Here is a 16301-nt window from a genome sequence, read left to right as displayed (position 1 = left end):
ATCAGAAACGGCAAAATCAGCCTGCGTTAACCGCTGATTTGCACCAGATTTTCCGGGGTATTACGGCGTAATTGACCGCACGCCGCGTTGATCTTGTCCCCTTTTTTCTGACGGAATTTGACCGTCAGACCGGCGCCTTCCAGAATCGCGCGAAACGCATGTTGCGCTTCTTTGCTGGGAGTGCGATACGGCAGGCCCGCCACCGGATTGTACGGGATGATATTCAACAGCGCCGGTCGACCGCGGAGCAGTTTCGCCAAGCGGTGCGCATGTTCCGGCTGATCGTTCAGCTCCGCCAACAAGACGTACTCAAACGTCAGCCGGCGCCCTGAGATCTCAAAGTAGTGATCGGCCGCTTCCAGGATGGCGTGGATGCCGATGTTCTTGTTGGTCGGCACGATCTGATTACGCAGCTGATCGTCCGGAGCGTGCAACGACACGGCCAAGTGATAGCGACTATCGCGATCGGCCAGTTTGCGAATCGCCGGCGGCAAACCGACCGTCGAGATCGTAATCCGACGATGACTGATCCCCAGCCCCTCTTCGGACGAGGCGAAATCGAGCGCCGACAATAACCGATCGACATTCGCCAACGGTTCTCCCATCCCCATCACGACGATATGGCTCAGTCGTTCGCCAACCGGCAACAGTCGTTGCAGACGCAACATTTGCTCGATGATTTCACCGACGGTCAAGTTGCGTTCGACCCCATCCAATCCGCTCGCACAGAAGACGCATCCCATTGCGCAGCCAACTTGCGTGCTGATGCAGATCGTGCGGCGGTCGCCGTCACGCAGCAGCACGCATTCGATCCGTCCGCCATCGTGCAACTGCAACAGCAGTTTCTCGGTGCCGTCAGCCGCCGTCGTGTGGCGAGCGATCTCGGTCGACCAAAGCTGGGCTTTCTCGGCCAGTTGGCTCCGGAGCGGTTTGGGGAGATTCGCCATGTCCTCAAACGACTGGGCGCGATTCTCGACAATCCAACTACGGATTTGCTGCGCGCGAAACTTGGGAAGCCCCCACTGGACGACGAGCGCCTGAAGCGAGGTTAAATCAAGCGTTTGCAGTAAATGGGGCGTCATGCGCGTCCCTCAAGGAGCAGATCGAACGGTGGCGAAGCGTAACGCCGTGCTGTATAATGGTCCGATTACGCACTGGGGGGAACCTCCCAGCGGAGATTCGCCGCGGGAGCTTTTCTTACCAACTCAATTCTCCCTCGCTGTCGATCGCAGTCAACAACGGACAAAAAAGACCAAGCCTATGGCTCGCAAAGTTGTCAACCGCAAAGAGTTACGTGCACAATCCGATGCAGCGGAAAGCGCCACTGCCGCTGAGGGGGCCGAAGTCGCTCCGAAGAAGAAGGCCAAGCGAAAATCGCGGGCGAAAAAGGTCACGGAAGTCCGCATGAAACTCTTCTGGGGCGTCTTCAATCAGTCGATGAAGCGCATCGCCCTGTATGAGTTCGACCAAAAGGACGAAGCCGAGAAAAAGGCGCAAGACCTCAGCAAGGCGGGCAAACCCCCGCACTTCATCCAGAAGGTCAAAGAGACGATCGAAGAAGTGATCGAATAAGTCGCGCCCACGATCGATTCTGGGGCGACAGACATTCCTGATGCTCTCCCGGAGGACTGTCGGCATGTTCGCGCGGATCTCACGACTTGTGTTACTGACCATCCTACTGGCGGGCTGTTCGGCCGATCAGCCGACTCCGCCGGCGGCTGGCTCTGCGGCCAATGCGCCTGCCGCATCGCCGAAATCTACGGAACCCGAGCTCCCTTTTCATCTGGCCCCGGTAGGCGTTCCCGTTCCTCCGCTCGATGGCGGACGAGTAAAGACGAACCTTCCCGAAGGTTGGAAGCTGTTGCCGCGGCGCAGTGAATATCTGCTAGGCGCCTACGAAGCTGAGCCTTCCGGCATCCCCCGCATCTTGGCCCATGTCAGCGACAGCCCGCTCGCTGACACCATCGACCAAGCTTCCGGCAAGGTCTTATATAAGACGCTCGCGGGTGAAATCGGCGAATTGACGTTCGCCGATCCGCCGCCGAAAGTGATGGAAATTGGGTCCACCTTCTGGGTTCAATATGTGCGGCCCGCCAAGTTTCAGAGCGAGACGGCTCGCCAATTGGTGCTCGAAACGGTCCGCAACGGTCGGCGCTACAAGCTAGAACTTTTTGTCGCCAAAGACGACTTGCCCGCCAAAGCGAGCGCCGCCTACCGGGTCGCCAACGACACGCAGTTTCTATCCGAACAAGCGGAGAAGCCGGCGGCGGAGACCGAGCCGGAAGAGCCACCGGCGGAAGCGCCAGCGTCCGACGATGATTCTTAAGCGAATCTTCAAACTTCGCTCGCACGAATCACTCAGCAGAAGGCGCAGACTAAAGCGTTTGCTCCTTCTCTCTTTCGAAGCTGCATCGCGCTATGGGACGCTTTATTGGCTTTGCGATCCTTGCGATCGTCGTGCTGTTCACGTTGGCGATTCTCTTCCGGGGCGAATCGGTTCTTGACGATGCGGTCAGTCAGATGCAGCAAGCGGCGCAAGACTTGACGCCGATTGTCGAGCCGCCGGAAGTCGAAGAGGAGCCAACAGAGCCGATTCCGGAAAAGTTGCTGCGGCCGCTTCCGGACCTCACTCCGATCTATAGCGCCGAACGTCGCGCCAATCTAAGAACCAAGAATCGCTACTACATTTACATCGCAGATTCGGATTCGCCGCGGCCCCATGCGAAGATTCAATACTTGCGACTCGAAGCGCTGAATGTCGTACCTGTCGAAGACTCGCTCTACACTTTGATTCCTCGCGCGACGGTACATGCGACGGTCCACTACCAGGTGACTTCCCAGTACGTCACAGAAACGGAAGCGCGAAATGCGGCGTTGTTGCCGAACGTTTTTCAAGAAACGTTGTTCTTTGATTTCGCGTGGACAGACAATCAATGGGTCATCTGTCGCGAAAGATTTGACCATATCTGGAAATCCAAAGGGCGCCGCGAATCGTTTCTCGCTCGCCGTCCTCCCCACATGAAACTGGTCGAACACCAGTTTCAAGAGTTTCCCATTGTGGATGTGCTTGACGAGCCTGTCCCCGCGCCGAGCGACAATCCAGTCAGCGACAACCCGTACGGTTCGAGCGTTAGCCAAACAACCCCGTAACCGCTTCCGCTTTCACCAATTCGCGCGGTTGGTTCAAGTGGTTGTAGACGATTGTCGCCGGATCGATTCCCATCGCGTGGTAGATCGTCGCTAACAGTTCGGTCGGATGGACCGGATCGCTCAGCGGCGACGACGCGGTTTGATCCGACTCGCCATAGACCGAACCACGTTTGATTCCGGCGCCGGCCAGGCAAGCCGTGTAGCAGTAAGGCCAGTGATCGCGGCCATCGGCGCTGTTGCCGTTGCCGGAAGTGCTGACTCCCCGCTGCGGACTGCGACCGAACTCGCCGACCGCGATGACCAGCGTTTCCTCTAGCATGCCGCGATCGTCCATATCGGCGATCAACGAAGACAAGCCGCTGTCGAGCATCGGCGCCGACTGGTTCTTCATCCGCTGGGTCAGGCCGACGTGATGGTCCCAACTATGATTGTCCGAGTTGGCGACTTTGGGCCAGATCACTTCGACCACGCGCGTGCCGGCGTCAATTAAACGCCGGGCCAGCAGCAAGCTTTGCCCAAACGTATTGCGGCCGTACATCTCGCGCGTCTTCTCCGACTCTTTGCTCAGATCGAAGGCGTCGCGCGCTCGGCCCGAAGCGATCAGGTTCATCGCCGTTTCGTAGTACTTGTCCATGTCGTACTTGTCGACCGCTTGATCAAGGGCCGGCATACCTGCGTTGATCAGATCACGCAACCGAGCGCGGCGGCCCAGTCGATTGGTCGAGACCTCGGGACGCAGCTTCAAGTCGGTAATGTTGAGCCGCTCCATCTTGTTCATGTCCATATCGTCTCCCGGTGGGAAGAGATAATACGGATCGTAAGCGCGACCCAAGAAGCCGGCGGTCCCTGACTTGTTGACGACGTTACTCTCTTGCAGCGGTCGCGGCATCATCACAAACGGCAGCATCGGCACGTCGGGCGGCAACAGCTTGATGATGTTGCTGCCAAAGTTGGGATAGTCTTTGGGAGACGGCGGCTCCAACTGACCGCTGGGACTTACTTTGTCGGCCGTATAGCCGGTGTGCATTTGATAGATCGCCGCGGTATGGTTGAACAAACCATTGGGCGAATAGCTCATCGACCGGATCAGCGACAACTTGTCGGTTACCTGGGCGAGCTTTGGCAGGTTCTCGGTCAGGTCGATGCCGGGGACTTTGCTATGGATCGTGCCGAAGGCGCTTTTCACCTTGTCCGGCACATTCTCTTTCGGATCCCACAGGTCGATATGGCTGGGTCCCCCCTGCAGGTAAACCATGATGACCGACTTGGCGCGGCCCCAGCCAGAACCGGTCGACTCGATCGCGGCGGAAGCTTGCTGCATTTGCAGCGCTTGCCCGAGGGTCATGCCGAGAAATGCGGAACCGCCGATACGCAACAAATCGCGCCGCGTCGGGCCCAAATCACGATCACAAACGTCCTTGGCTTTGCGCCCAGGGATAACAAGCATGGCGAGAACTCCAAATCGCAATTTCCGACTTAACAACCCAAAACGGATGTCGTCGGAGGTAGGATGGCTTCGATCAGAGGCGGCAGGTAGGCAGTCAGTGCCGCGAAGATCCATCCGGCGCAAGGGGTATTGCGCGGTCCTCCTCGCTACTAGCGCGATCAACAACCCCATGCCGATCGGCGTACCGCGCAGTATAGACCTGGAGCGAAGCGAGAGTCAACTGAAATCTAACTCTACGCTGGCCTTATGGTAATTTGTTCGCCACTAGCCTACATCCAGTGCCGTTTTATGACCGGCAGCGCTTAGAAATCGTTTCGACATTGACCCGCCAATCGCGATTTGATACTTACCTACCTCCCCAAGTTTCGTTCCGGGAGAATAAGTCATGCTTCGTCGTCAGTTTATGCAATTGATTTCGGTCGGGATCGCCGCGTTTGTCGGCTTGTTCGTCGCGCAAGTACGCGCCGAGTCAGGCACAGCATCGCTGCGGGAAACGCTGGAAAAAGGCCTGCGTGCTCGACGTCCCATCGAGTTTGAATTTATCGACGAGGTCGTCGACCTGGTCGATACCGGAGAACTGACCCGACAATTAGTGATGTCATGCTTCGAATACGCACGGCGTCGAGATCGCTATCAACCGTATCGCTACTTCGCGCCAGCGATACGAATTCAAGCGAAGAAGATCGGGGTTGATCTGTAAAACTTGCGTCGGGCATGGCGCATCCAGTCGGCCGTGCCCTACTTCTCCTCGATCACCTTCTTCGCTTCTCGTTCTTTCGTCAGCTGGCTTTCTTTTCCGACCAGCCACATCACCACGTAGTAAAACACCGGGGTAAAGACCAAGCCAAAGAAGGTCACGCCGAGCATGCCGCTGAAGACCGCGACGCCGAGCGCGTAACGCATCTCGGCGCCGGCTCCGTGTCCAAACAACAGCGGCGCGACGCCCAAGACGAACGCGAAGCTGGTCATCACGATCGGACGCAACCGAGTCGTACAGGCCTCGACCGTCGCTTCCATCAGCGGCAAACCGTCGCGCTCCATGCGATCCTTGGCGAATTCGACTACCAGAATTGCATTCTTACACGCGAGCCCTACTAACACCACGAACCCGATCTGCACAAAGATATTCAAGTCCATGGGCGAGCCGCTCATGGTCGAGATCACCAGGCCGGCAAGCGCAGCCAATACGCACATCGGCACCACCAGGATGATCGTGAACGGCAGTTCCCAGCTTTCGTACTGGGCCGCCAGAATCAGGTAGACCAACACCACGGCGCCCAGCAGAGCCGAGATCGGGTTTTGCAACACGTCTTTGAACGAGGTGAATTGGCTCGCCTGTTCTTGCAGGAACGAGATTTCGGTCCACTCCGCTTCCATCGTTGTCGGCAACTCTTGTTTCGCCAGATGATTCATCGTTTCCAGGACTTGGCCGGTGCTGATGATGGGCAGGTTGACGCCGTTGATCACCGCAGCGGGGAAGCCGTTATAGCGGTTGATCAACACCGGTCCGGTACTATCTTCAATCGTCGCAATTGTACCGATTGGGACCATCTGGTCGTTGCGACCGCGGACCTTCAATTGACGGACCGATTCGGCGTTCACCCGAAAACTGGACTCGGCCTGGACGTTGACTTGCCAGGTGCGTCCAAAACGATTGAAGTCGTTCACATAGACGCCCCCCATGTAACCCTGCAGCGCGCTGAAGACCTGTTCTAACTCGACCCCCATCGTTTTGCATTTCACGCGATCGATGTCGATGTAAAGCTGCGGAGTGTTGGCGCGGAAGCTGTTGAACGCCATGACGATGCCCGGCGTATCCAGCGCCGTGTTGGCCAAATGATCGGCCTGCGCTTGCAGGACCGGCAAACCATTGTCGCCGCGATCTTCGACCATCAGCTTGAAACCGCCTGCGTTCCCCAAGCCGTCCACCGCCGGCGCGTTAAAGACCGAGACGCGGGCCTCTTGAATTTGACTAAACTTCTTTCGCAACTCAGAGGCGACATGGATAGCGCCGGTGGCTTCCGTCCCTCGTTCATCAAACGGCTTCAGCACGACGAACCCGCCGGCGAAGTTCGAGCTGATCGCATTCTGGATAAAGGACTGCCCTGAAACGGCCAGGATGTGCCCAACCCCTTCGGTCTCCAGGACGATCTTTTCGATCTCTTGGACGACGGCTTTCGTGCGTTCCAGCGAAGCTGCATCCGGCAATTGCACGTCAAAAAGCAAATAGCCTTTGTCTTGACTGGGGATAAAACCGACCGGAATTTTGGTAAAGCCATAGCCGGTCAACGTGATCAAACCCACATAGACGACCAGAGCGACTGCGCTGATTCGCAGCAATGACGCGATACCTTTACCGTAGACATCAGTCGCCCAATCAAAGCCTTTGTTAAAGACTCCGAAGATCGACTTCAAAGTCGCGTTCACGACAGGAGTTGCAAAATAGCCGAGGACTGCGCCCGGTAAAAACAGAACCGCCGTCAGCCAATACGGCATCGGTTGAACTTCTCCGGTCGGTCCCTCTGGCTTTCCGCCAAAGAAGAAACTGCCGATCCAAATCGTGAGCAAGCCGCCTAAGATGACAATTCCCCACCAGGGCAGCGCTTCGCGATGGTCGGTATGTTCTTCGCCTGGTTTGGGATCGCGAAAAATCGACGTCGCTCGGGCAGGCGTCATCGTCATCGCGTTCAACGCCGAGATCAACATCGCCGCCGCGATCGTCAACGCAAACTGGCGGAAGAACTGACCGGTAATGCCGCCGAGAAACGCACTGGGGAAAAACACGCTGCTAAGCACTAGCGTGATCGCGATGATCGGCCCGGTGATTTCTTCCATCGCATGGATCGTCGCATCGCGCACTTTGTATCCCTTGGCGATCCAGCGCTCAATATTTTCAAGCACCACAATCGCATCATCCACGACGATCCCGATGGCTAACACCAGGCCAAACAGCGTCAAGTTGTTTAGAGTAAAGCCCATCATCGCCATGATCGCAAACGTGCCGACCAGCGACACGGCGACATCGATCATCGGCAGCATGACCGCTTTCCAATCTTGCAGGAACAGCAGCACGACGATCGCGACCAAGATGATTGCATCACGAAGCGTTTTGAAAACTTCCTCGACCGACTCTTCAATAAACGGCGTCGTATCATAGGCGATTTCGTAGGTCAGTCCCGGCGGAAAGCTCTCTTTGAGCTCTTTCATGCGCGTTTTGACTAACGCACCGACATTCAGCGCGTTGGAGCCCGGCAATTGGAACACGCCCAAACTAACCGAGGCGCGGCCATCGAGTCGGCTTTGCGTGTTTAGATTCTTGGCGCCAAGCTCTACTTTCGCCACGTCGCGAACGCGCGTGATCTGGCCATCTGAACCGGTCTTCACCACGATGTCAGCGAACTGCTCTGGATCTTGCAGTCGTCCCAGCGTCGTCATCGTCAGCTGAAGTTCTTGTCCCGGGGGAACCGGCGGTTGGCCGATCTGACCCGCGGCGACCTGGACGTTTTGTTCTTTCACCGCGTTGATGACATCGCCGGCCGTCATGCTGCGGGTCGCCAGCGCATCGGGGTTCAGCCAGATGCGCATGCTGTAATCTTGCTGACCCAGAATAGCGACGTCGCCCACACCGTCGAGCCCGGCCAACTGATCTCGGACCTGAATCGTCGCATAGTTGCTGATGAAGAGCTGATCGTAGTCGGCTTTGCCCGATTCCGGGTTGTCTTCGGCGACCAAAGTCACCGCCATCAAGATATTGGGAGATTTCTTTTTGGTCGTTACGCCGGTCGCTTTAACCACGTCCGGCAACAATGCAACCGCTTGAGAAACGCGGTTCTGCACCAGCACTTGGGCCATGTCGAGATCAGTGCCGAGCGCAAAAGTGACCGTCAGCGTGTAGCTGCCGTCACTGGCCGATTGCGAAGACATGTAGATCGCATCTTCGACGCCGACCACTTGTTGTTCAATCGGTGCGGCGACCGTGTCGGCCACCACTTGAGCGCTGGCGCCTGGGTACGAACAAGTGACTTGGACCGTCGGCGGGGCGATCTCTGGATACTGCGCGATCGGCAAAATCCAGACGCAGATAGTCCCGACCAAGATGATGACGATCGAGATCACCCAAGCGAAAATCGGTCGATCAATAAAGAAGCGAGCCAGCACGAGATGCTATCCTTCGTCGATGGTCAAATCAGTCGGTACGCAAGTTGTTCGCAGCCGCAATTGGCTACGACTTCGCCGGCTCTACGTTCTCTTGTTTCGGTTCTTCCGCTGCCGGCTCGGCCGCTTTGGCCGGCGACTTCTCTTCGGCTTGCAACATCCGCGGGTCAATCACCGGCGGCTCTTCCATCTTGCCTGCTTGTGCGGCGACCGGTTTGCCTGGTCGCACCAACAGCAGGCCGTTGATAATCACTTTTTCGCCTGCTTTCAGGCCGCTGGTGATGACGCGATCTTTTCCTTGCTTCGTACCCAGCGTGACCTGGCGACGCTGGGCGTTCCCCTGTTCGTCCACGATGTAGACGTAGCGATCGCTTTGATCCGCGCCGATCGACGAATCCGGAACGAGAACCGCATCATACGGATGACCCGAAGCGACTTTTACGCGGACGAACATTCCCGGGGCCAGCGCTTCATCTTTGTTGCTGATGACCGCTCGAATACTGATCGTGCCGGTGCCGGCGTCCAATTGATTCGAGCCGAAGTCGACGACGCCCAACTCGGGATAAATCGTGCCATCGGCCAACGTGATCTGGATGGGGATTTTTCGTTCACGCAACGGGATGTGTCGCGTATCTTGATTGGCGACGCGCTCTTCGGTAAATCGCAACAATGCGAGTTCATCGACGTCAAAATAGATGTAGGTCGGACTGACCGAGACGATCGTCGTCAGCAAGGTCGGCAAGCCTGCGCCTCCTTGCACCAGATTTCCCGGAGTGACGTAAGTACGGTCGATGCGCCCGTCGATCGCGGCCGTGATCGTGCAGTAGTCGAGATCCACTTTCCGCGCAACGGCCTGGGCTTCGGCTGCTTTGACGGCGGCGTCAGATTCATTCACCGCGGCGACGCTCTCGTCATACAGTTCTTGGCTGATCGCTCCGCTGCCGACCAATTTGTCGTTGCGAGCAAGCGTTGTTTTCGCTAGTTCGTATTTCGCTTTGTACAGATTGGTGTTGGCCACCGCTTGATCGTACTGCGCTTTGTAGGTGCTCGTATCGATCAAAAACAGCAGTTCGCCCGCTTTGACCATGGCGCCGTCGTTGAATTTGACGGATTGCATATAGCCAGAGATCTTGGCGTAGACGTCGACCGTTTGCTCGGCCTCGACGTGACCGGTGTATTCTTCATAGTCGATCACTTTGCGTTGGATCGACTCGGCCACCGTCACCGGCGGAGGCTCGGCCTTCGGCATTTGAAAACCGGGTCCGCAACCGACGGCCAACAGAATTAAAAGAGACGACGATATTCGGGAGGTTAATGCCGCGGGTCTCATCTTCGTCCTTCAGGTGGTGTAACTCATCGCAAACTTTGACCGCTCGAGCCCCGAGCGAACAACCACGTATTATTGCCGACAGACCCGGCCTACCAACAGTCGCAACTCGTAGAAAATCAGAGATCTGAAATTCCGAAAACTCCGAAAACAAAGTCGCTTGCAGTCATCTTCGGACAACGCCGTCGTCAATCTTTGCGCAAGCGGAACTACTTCCCAAAATTCAGTCGCTGCCGTAGCGAATATAACGACAAACGGCGTTGCGAGCCTAATTAATATAGGTGATGACCACTTCGTGCGAAGCCAACGCATCGGAGAACAGCCGCTGCAACTTCGGAAAAACTTCTAACAGGCCTTCGACTTCGTCCAAGGTCCAGCCCCCTGGATGCGGCTCTGGGTAGATTCCCGCTTCATTGAAAGCTTCGGCCGAAAATCGTTCGCGTAGATCCTCGATCGACAGCGGCTCGAGCGCCTCCACAATCAACGCGATCTCGTCCCGATCGAATCGGCGAGCCGGACCATACGACGCGTCGAGCAGCGTGGGAATTCCTCCCATCACGACGCGAAAGAGCGGATCTTCCGGATCGGCGTCCGGCTCTAGCGACGCGTCGCCGGTCAGCAGAAAATGAAGTGCGTGCCAATCTTTCTCGAGATCGACGCGCGTCGGATCTTCCTGCGCGCGAGCGAACGCGGCCAAGATCTCCGGTCCGTGCAGCGCGATCGCATCGGGATCGCTCATCATTTGGGTCATCGCCGCCATATCGATCCCCGGCATGCTGCAGAGATAGGCGATCCCCTTCTCCGAATCTTGTTCCAACTCGGCCAATTCGGCGGTCGGAAGTCGGCGATAGGTGCAAGACATTCCCATGCGCGCAATCCTTTGGGGAGAGAAGTGTTCGCCCGCGCTACGCTGGCCCAAAACAGATGTAGCGACCTACGACGAATCTAAAGGATCGCGCGGCGATTGTCACGCAGATTTTAGAGAACGCGCCCTGTTCAACCGCTAGTTGCCATTCTTGAGCTTTTGCAGCGATTCTACCTGAACCTCTAAATCCTTCAGTTGCTCGCTTCGCTTCTCAAGTTCGATGTTCATCCATTCTTCTTGTTGCCATCGAAGCCGAATCTCCGAGAGCCAGCCGACCGTCATCACGCCGAGGATCGTGAGATAGATCACAACAAACAGCTTGCGCCGCGCAGGGCGCGTCTGGCTATTTTCGGTCGAATCGAACGCCATTGACTTCACTACCAACAGAAAATTGGAAAAGGATTGTCAACCGGAGTATGGCAACTCCATGCGATACCCGCTTTTCTTCACGCTTCGCTGCCGGCCAAAACCCCTTCCAACTCTTCGTACGACTGACGCACGCGAGCGGCGATGTCCGTTGTTCCTTGACGCACTTCGGTCAAGCCGGTCATCATCTCTTCGATCATTTGCACCACGTCGCCGCCGATCGCATGGATGTTGCCTGACGCTTGCTCATGCTCGTCCATCGAAAGCCGAATCGAATTGCCGACTCTGCTGCTGATCTCGCTGACCTGTTGAATCACTTCGAGCGTTTCGCTGATTTTCTTCACGGCGCCCTGGGAGTCGGTTTGCATCGCGGCGATCCGCTCCGAAATCTGTCGGGCGGACGCCGAAGACTGCGAGGCCAATGACTTCACTTCGCCGGCGACCACGGCAAAGCCTTTTCCCATTTCGCCGGCGCGGGCAGCTTCGATCGTTGCGTTCAGCGCCAGCAGATTCGTTTGTTCGGCGATGTCGTCAATCAACGCCAAGACGGTCTCGATCTCCGCAGCTGAACGATCGAGCTTTTCGATCGTCTGCTGACTTTCGGTCGAATGCGAAACACCCAGGTCTGTCGCTTGTCGCGAATCATCCGACTGCTGCGCCACTTCCCGCAGCGACTTGACCAACCCGTCGATCTGCGTGAAGACCGATCGCACGGAACTGGTCACTTGCTGCGAACGCTCGCTTGACAGCTTCAAAACGCGTTCGATCTCGATGTTCTGCGACTGGATCGCCGCGACATTTTGCTCAACATTTGATTGGTAGGAGAGCAAGCCATTTTTGATCCGATTTCGTTGCTGCTCTAGATTTTGCATCGCCTGGATTGCCGACGAATGTTCATGACGGATCGTTTCGATCAGTTCGTTGTAGCAGCGCGCCAGATCACCGACTTCGGTTCCATGTTCGACTTCGACCAACAGCGTGTGGTCGTACGTTTTCGCCCTGGTCGCACGCTGCATCGCTTCGGCCAGGTCCAATAAACTAGAGACGGAGCCATGCTCGGCGACGTTCAGGCCGATCCGTTCATCTTCTTCAGACACGCGCAGCGGCATGCATAAACGGAGAGCTTGGAGGATCAAAAAGGCGACGCCAAACGCCCAGAGAAAACCGGCGCCAACGCCGATCGCTTGCACTTGTAGCAGTGACAGATGCGTCATCCCCTCTGGCAGTTTGTCCGACTGGATAAACAGTGCGACCGCCAACGTGCCAAAGGCGCCGCAGAAACCATGCACCGGAACCGCGCCGACCACGTCGTCCAGTTTCAACACATGCTCTAAAAACCATGTCCCGTAGAACACGACAAATCCGGCGCCAACGCCGATCGCTGCGGCGCCCATCGTATCGACGGACGCACAACCGGCGGTGATGCCAACCAACCCGCCGAGCACGCCGTTGGCGATCATGTCAGGCTCTGGACGCTTGGTCGGGCCTAACCAGGACAGGACCGAAGTCGCCAGTCCGCCGAAGCAAGCGGCTAGCATCGTGTTCGCCGCGATTCCCGCAATATCGGTCGTCGCGGCTAACGTGCTGCCGCAGTTAAATCCAAACCAGCCGAAAAACAAAAGGAACGTGCCGAGAAAAACCATCAGCAAGTTGTGTGGCGGAATCTTGCGCGGCGCACCATCTTTGGCGAAACGGCCGATACGCGGACCAATGCAAATCACTCCGGCCAACGCCACCCAACCGCCAACGCTATGCACGACGGTTGAACCGGCGAAGTCGATAAAGCCAAGTTGCTCTAGCCAACCTCCGGCGCCGCCATGGAAAAAGCTGCCCCATGCCCAGTGACCATAGACCGGATAGATCAAGGCCGAGCAAATGAGCGACATGGTCAGGTAAGTGACGAAGCGGGTTCGTTCGGCCACGGCGCCAGAGTCGATCGTCGCCGCCGTACCGCAAAAGACCGCTTGAAAAACAAAGAAAACGGCCAGCCAAGGATTGTCGCCGACCGAGAAGCAAAAGTCGCTCGCGCCAAACAGTCCGTAGTAACTAGCGCCAAACATGATGCCGAAGCCGAACAGCCAAAATGCGGCGACCGAAATCAAGAAGTCAGCAATGTTCTTCACCGCGACGTTGATCGAGTTCTTGGCGCGAGCCATGCCGCATTCTAGGCACATAAACCCGGCCTGCATTAAGAAGACCAGGGACGCGGCTAGCAATACCCAAACATAGTCAAGCGAAGATGGTTCCGTTGCGGCGACAATTTCAACTACTTCATCGGCTCGTAGCGACGAAGGGCCGAAACCGAAGACGAACAATGCGGCAGGAAGGATCGACCAACGGTTCATGACATACCTGAAATTGTCTTTTAGGAAACTGCCTGCCTCTTCAGCATGTTGTGAAAAACAATAGATTTGCTGGTATTTATGTCAAATCCGTAGGACCGGTTTCCCCTCAATTCGCTCGATAAAAGCCGATACTATTCCATTACTTCGCCGCTAAGCCCATTTAACGCGGAGTTCATCCACATTACATTAGGGATCACATTACCGAAGCCGTTGCGTCCCGCATTGATTTTCGGGCGCGACGGCGCCCTACTTCGCGCCGCACAATCACTTATTCGACGCGCTTCACCGCGCCAAGCGATGATTGGGCAGCGCGTTGAGCCAATACCGCTTGGTCGCCGCTTCCATTTGCTGCGGGCCGCGGTAGCGAGTTTCGGTTCGCTCGGCGCTGTAGCGATCGGCCGGATCTTGCACTCCTAGTTCGCAAAACCAGGCGACGCCGTACTTTTGCGCCACCGCAATCGCGACCCCGGTTTGAAAGCGATCGTCGGGATAGATCGGCACGTTCAATGCCTGCAGCGACCACTGCGCCGCATCCAGCCGATAGGGTCCCCATTCGGATTCGCTCAGGAAGGGCTGCAATTTCTCTGGCAGCGCTTCGGCCGCCGCAGCGTCGATATAGAGATCGGCCCGCGACACGTGCGCCGCATACAAGGCCCAGCCGGGCCATGCGTCGCAGTATCCAAACGGCTCGAGCAGCGGAAATAGAAGGACAAAGGTTGTCACAACAATCCCGACGGCGCGCCACTTGGCCGGCGGCGCTGCGACCATCTCTTCCGGATCTTCCTTGGCGACCAATGGCCAAAAGAGCAGCGGCGCCTGAATCAAAAAGCAAAGATTCCAGAGGAGCACGCCGGGCCAATGATTCAGCCCCAGCGGTCCAACTACCAACAGCAGCGCCGTGTGCATCACCACCGTGACGATCACGCCGACCTTGCGAGTCTGGGGAATCGCCAACAGCAAGCCGGCGATCAGTTCGCCCAGTGGAAAGAGCAACGTCGCCGTTTGCCGCGCCGTATCGCTCCAAGCTTCTCTAGCGCCGAACCAACCCAGCGGCACATCCAAAAATGTCTGTCCCAGGTCGGTCATAAACGGAGCGTTCAGCTTTGACGCGGCCGAGTAAAAATAGATGCTGATCACGAGGATCCGCAACAGCCGCAGCGCCAGCTTCGCTTCGCAGGTCGCCAACACGATCGCCGTAAAGATCAACTGATACGCCCACGGTTGAAAACGATGTTGATCGAGCAAGCAACTTGCCGCGATCCAAGCGGCGACCGACCAGCCGCCCCAGGACGCGAAGCGCTGGGGAAGCAGCAGCCATGCGAATAACGAGCCGACAATTCCGAGCGCCAGCACATAGTCGAACTGCGGCGGCGCGTGGATCAAAGCCGAGAATGCCGGTACCTGCGGAAAGTCGGTCTGCGGCAACCACAACTTGTAAGAAGCGCCGACCAGCGATAAACCAACCGCCGCCAACAGCCGCCGATACAGACTGAGGCGAATTTCCCCATGCGGATCCTTCGAAAACTCGCTCACGTCAGCGGGTCTCCAAAAAGACGATCCGGCAACCGATCATCCGCTTTCGCAGCAACTTCACCCCGTCGGCGCTGACCTGAGATCCCGTGAGGGTCAGCAGCTTCAGCCCTTTGTAGGCGACCAGCCGCTCGACGCCGACATCGGTCACCGAAGTCCCGCTTAGATCCAACTCTTCCAGCTTCTGCGCTGCGTCCAACAGGGCCAGATGTTCTTCGGTGATCGCGGCGCCGCACGGCGAAAAGTCGACCGTATGCAAACGGCCGCTTTTCCGTAGGCGCAGCTTGGCGCCCAGCTGGCGAAGCGTGTCAATAAGTTCAGTCGGATCGGCGTCAGGCATTGCGTCGCAACTATCAAAGAAGTAGGTCTGGTTGTATCGTAGTTCGTTTCCCCGCCGCTGAACATGGAACCGCCGTGACCGATCGTGAATGGAAAGTGCTGCACCAAGACGAGCATCTGATCGTGCTCGACAAACCGAGCGGTCTGCTCTCGGTTCCGGGACGCGGCGCCGACAAGTACGATTCGTTGGCGGTCCAAGTCGCGGACGATTTCCCCGGCGCTCGCAATGTTCATCGGCTCGATCGTGATACAAGCGGCGTGATCGTGATGGCCTGTGACGCCGCCGCGCATCGTGAGCTCAGTCGACAGTTCGAGCAGCGAGAAACCGACAAGCGCTATATTGCGATTGCCGCCGGCGTCGTGATCGAAGAGGCCGGTAAGATCGAACTGCCGCTGCGGAAAGATTTTGATCATCCTCCGCGGCACATGGTCGATGTCCAGTTGGGGAAGCTAGCGCTCTCTCACTGGCAAGTGGAAGCACGATACGCAGACTCGACGCGACTCTCGCTGATCCCCCAAACCGGCCGTAGTCATCAGTTGCGCGTCCATCTACAAGCAATCGGCCATCCGATTCTGGGCGATCCGCTTTACGCTCCCGCCGAGACCCAGGCCGCCGCAAACCGCCTGATGCTGCACGCAATCGAGCTGGAAATCACGCATCCGGCCAGCGGAGAGCGGATACGGTTTGTAGCGCCGGCGCCGTTCTAAGTCGTTTTTCAACGGCTCCACCGGCTTGAATCTCGAAATCGGACTGGGGAAAAACGGTCAATCAATGGT

Annotated in this window: 14 protein-coding genes; 5 read left to right on the top strand and 9 right to left on the bottom strand. The window is 57.1% G+C overall.

What is annotated here, in order from left to right; genetic code table 11:
- Positions 1-26: 26 nt before the first annotated feature.
- Positions 27-1082, bottom strand: coding sequence for a 23S rRNA (adenine(2503)-C(2))-methyltransferase RlmN (gene rlmN / locus DSM3645_RS01905; RefSeq protein ID WP_002650300.1), 1056 nt, complete (start codon positions 1080-1082; stop codon positions 27-29).
- 178 nt (positions 1083-1260) lie between these two features.
- Here rlmN and DSM3645_RS01900 point away from each other — a divergent pair, with 178 nt between their 5' ends.
- The 3 genes from DSM3645_RS01900 to DSM3645_RS01890 all read left to right on the top strand — a co-directional run bounded on the left by DSM3645_RS01900 (position 1261) and on the right by DSM3645_RS01890 (position 3150).
- Positions 1261-1572, top strand: a complete 312-nt coding sequence (locus tag DSM3645_RS01900; RefSeq protein ID WP_040351995.1) for a hypothetical protein — start codon at positions 1261-1263, stop codon at positions 1570-1572.
- Positions 1573-1636: 64 nt separating this feature from the next.
- Entirely contained in the window at positions 1637-2326 is a 690-nt protein-coding gene (locus DSM3645_RS01895) for a hypothetical protein (protein WP_002650298.1), read from the top strand.
- A 92-nt stretch (positions 2327-2418) separates the two neighbouring features.
- Positions 2419-3150 carry a hypothetical protein gene (locus DSM3645_RS01890; RefSeq protein ID WP_002650297.1) on the top strand — a complete coding sequence of 244 codons (732 nt, stop codon included), beginning with the start codon at positions 2419-2421 and terminating at the stop codon, positions 3148-3150.
- On the opposite strand, the gene DSM3645_RS01885 is transcribed toward DSM3645_RS01890, so the two are convergent.
- Positions 3131-4597, bottom strand: a complete 1467-nt coding sequence (locus tag DSM3645_RS01885) for a DUF1501 domain-containing protein (protein ID WP_002650296.1) — start codon at positions 4595-4597, stop codon at positions 3131-3133. The genes DSM3645_RS01890 and DSM3645_RS01885 overlap by 20 nt on opposite strands.
- Before the next feature lie 385 nt (positions 4598-4982).
- Between DSM3645_RS01885 and DSM3645_RS01880 the strand changes: the two genes are divergently transcribed.
- Positions 4983-5297 carry a hypothetical protein gene (locus tag DSM3645_RS01880; protein WP_002650295.1) on the top strand — a complete coding sequence of 105 codons (315 nt, stop codon included), beginning with the start codon at positions 4983-4985 and terminating at the stop codon, positions 5295-5297.
- A 38-nt stretch (positions 5298-5335) separates the two neighbouring features.
- Here the strand turns inward: DSM3645_RS01880 and DSM3645_RS01875 are convergent, their stop codons facing one another.
- The 7 genes from DSM3645_RS01875 to DSM3645_RS01845 all read right to left on the bottom strand — a co-directional run bounded on the left by DSM3645_RS01875 (position 5336) and on the right by DSM3645_RS01845 (position 15525).
- Positions 5336-8755 (bottom strand): efflux RND transporter permease subunit, encoded by a 3420-nt coding sequence (locus tag DSM3645_RS01875; protein WP_002650294.1) that lies wholly within the window; start codon positions 8753-8755, stop codon positions 5336-5338.
- Between the two features lie 64 nt (positions 8756-8819).
- Complete coding sequence (locus DSM3645_RS01870) at positions 8820-10082, bottom strand: efflux RND transporter periplasmic adaptor subunit (RefSeq protein ID WP_081444685.1); 1263 nt, start codon at positions 10080-10082, stop codon at positions 8820-8822.
- A gap of 265 nt (positions 10083-10347) precedes the next feature.
- A complete protein-coding gene (locus DSM3645_RS01865) occupies positions 10348-10947 on the bottom strand; it encodes a YfbM family protein (RefSeq protein ID WP_002650292.1) in 600 nt (199 codons plus the stop codon).
- A 135-nt stretch (positions 10948-11082) separates the two neighbouring features.
- Positions 11083-11313, bottom strand: coding sequence for a hypothetical protein (locus DSM3645_RS01860; RefSeq protein WP_002650291.1), 231 nt, complete (start codon positions 11311-11313; stop codon positions 11083-11085).
- Positions 11314-11390: 77 nt separating this feature from the next.
- Positions 11391-13655: an ammonium transporter gene (amt, locus tag DSM3645_RS29815; protein WP_002650290.1), complete on the bottom strand. Its 2265-nt coding sequence runs from the start codon at positions 13653-13655 to the stop codon at positions 11391-11393.
- Positions 13656-13937: 282 nt separating this feature from the next.
- Positions 13938-15188: a hypothetical protein gene (locus DSM3645_RS01850; protein ID WP_002650289.1), complete on the bottom strand. Its 1251-nt coding sequence runs from the start codon at positions 15186-15188 to the stop codon at positions 13938-13940.
- 1 nt (position 15189) lies between these two features.
- Positions 15190-15525 (bottom strand): hypothetical protein, encoded by a 336-nt coding sequence (locus tag DSM3645_RS01845; RefSeq protein ID WP_002650288.1) that lies wholly within the window; start codon positions 15523-15525, stop codon positions 15190-15192.
- On the opposite strand from DSM3645_RS01845, the gene DSM3645_RS01840 reads away from it, so the two are divergent.
- Positions 15525-16232 (top strand): RluA family pseudouridine synthase, encoded by a 708-nt coding sequence (locus DSM3645_RS01840; RefSeq protein WP_261339392.1) that lies wholly within the window; start codon positions 15525-15527, stop codon positions 16230-16232. The genes DSM3645_RS01845 and DSM3645_RS01840 overlap by 1 nt on opposite strands.
- Positions 16233-16301: the final 69 nt, after the last annotated feature.

This window comes from Blastopirellula marina DSM 3645, assembly GCF_000153105.1.
In the GTDB taxonomy this organism is placed as follows: Bacteria; Planctomycetota; Planctomycetia; order Pirellulales; family Pirellulaceae; genus Blastopirellula; species Blastopirellula marina.
This window is presented reverse-complemented; position numbering and strand designations above follow the sequence as displayed.

Excerpts from the sequence above, each read along its gene's own strand:
- rlmN (WP_002650300.1), bottom strand. The coding sequence starts at position 1,082 with ATGACGCCCCATTTACTGCAAACGCTTGATTTAACCTCGCTTCAGGCG.
- DSM3645_RS01900 (WP_040351995.1), top strand. The coding sequence starts at position 1,261 with ATGGCTCGCAAAGTTGTCAACCGCAAAGAGTTACGTGCACAATCCGAT.
- DSM3645_RS01895 (WP_002650298.1), top strand. The coding sequence starts at position 1,637 with ATGTTCGCGCGGATCTCACGACTTGTGTTACTGACCATCCTACTGGCG.
- DSM3645_RS01890 (WP_002650297.1), top strand. The coding sequence starts at position 2,419 with ATGGGACGCTTTATTGGCTTTGCGATCCTTGCGATCGTCGTGCTGTTC.
- DSM3645_RS01885 (WP_002650296.1), bottom strand. The coding sequence starts at position 4,597 with ATGCTTGTTATCCCTGGGCGCAAAGCCAAGGACGTTTGTGATCGTGAT.
- DSM3645_RS01880 (WP_002650295.1), top strand. The coding sequence starts at position 4,983 with ATGCTTCGTCGTCAGTTTATGCAATTGATTTCGGTCGGGATCGCCGCG.
- DSM3645_RS01870 (WP_081444685.1), bottom strand. The coding sequence starts at position 10,082 with ATGAGACCCGCGGCATTAACCTCCCGAATATCGTCGTCTCTTTTAATT.
- DSM3645_RS01865 (WP_002650292.1), bottom strand. The coding sequence starts at position 10,947 with ATGGGAATGTCTTGCACCTATCGCCGACTTCCGACCGCCGAATTGGCC.
- DSM3645_RS01860 (WP_002650291.1), bottom strand. The coding sequence starts at position 11,313 with ATGGCGTTCGATTCGACCGAAAATAGCCAGACGCGCCCTGCGCGGCGC.
- amt (WP_002650290.1), bottom strand. The coding sequence starts at position 13,655 with ATGAACCGTTGGTCGATCCTTCCTGCCGCATTGTTCGTCTTCGGTTTC.
- DSM3645_RS01845 (WP_002650288.1), bottom strand. The coding sequence starts at position 15,525 with ATGCCTGACGCCGATCCGACTGAACTTATTGACACGCTTCGCCAGCTG.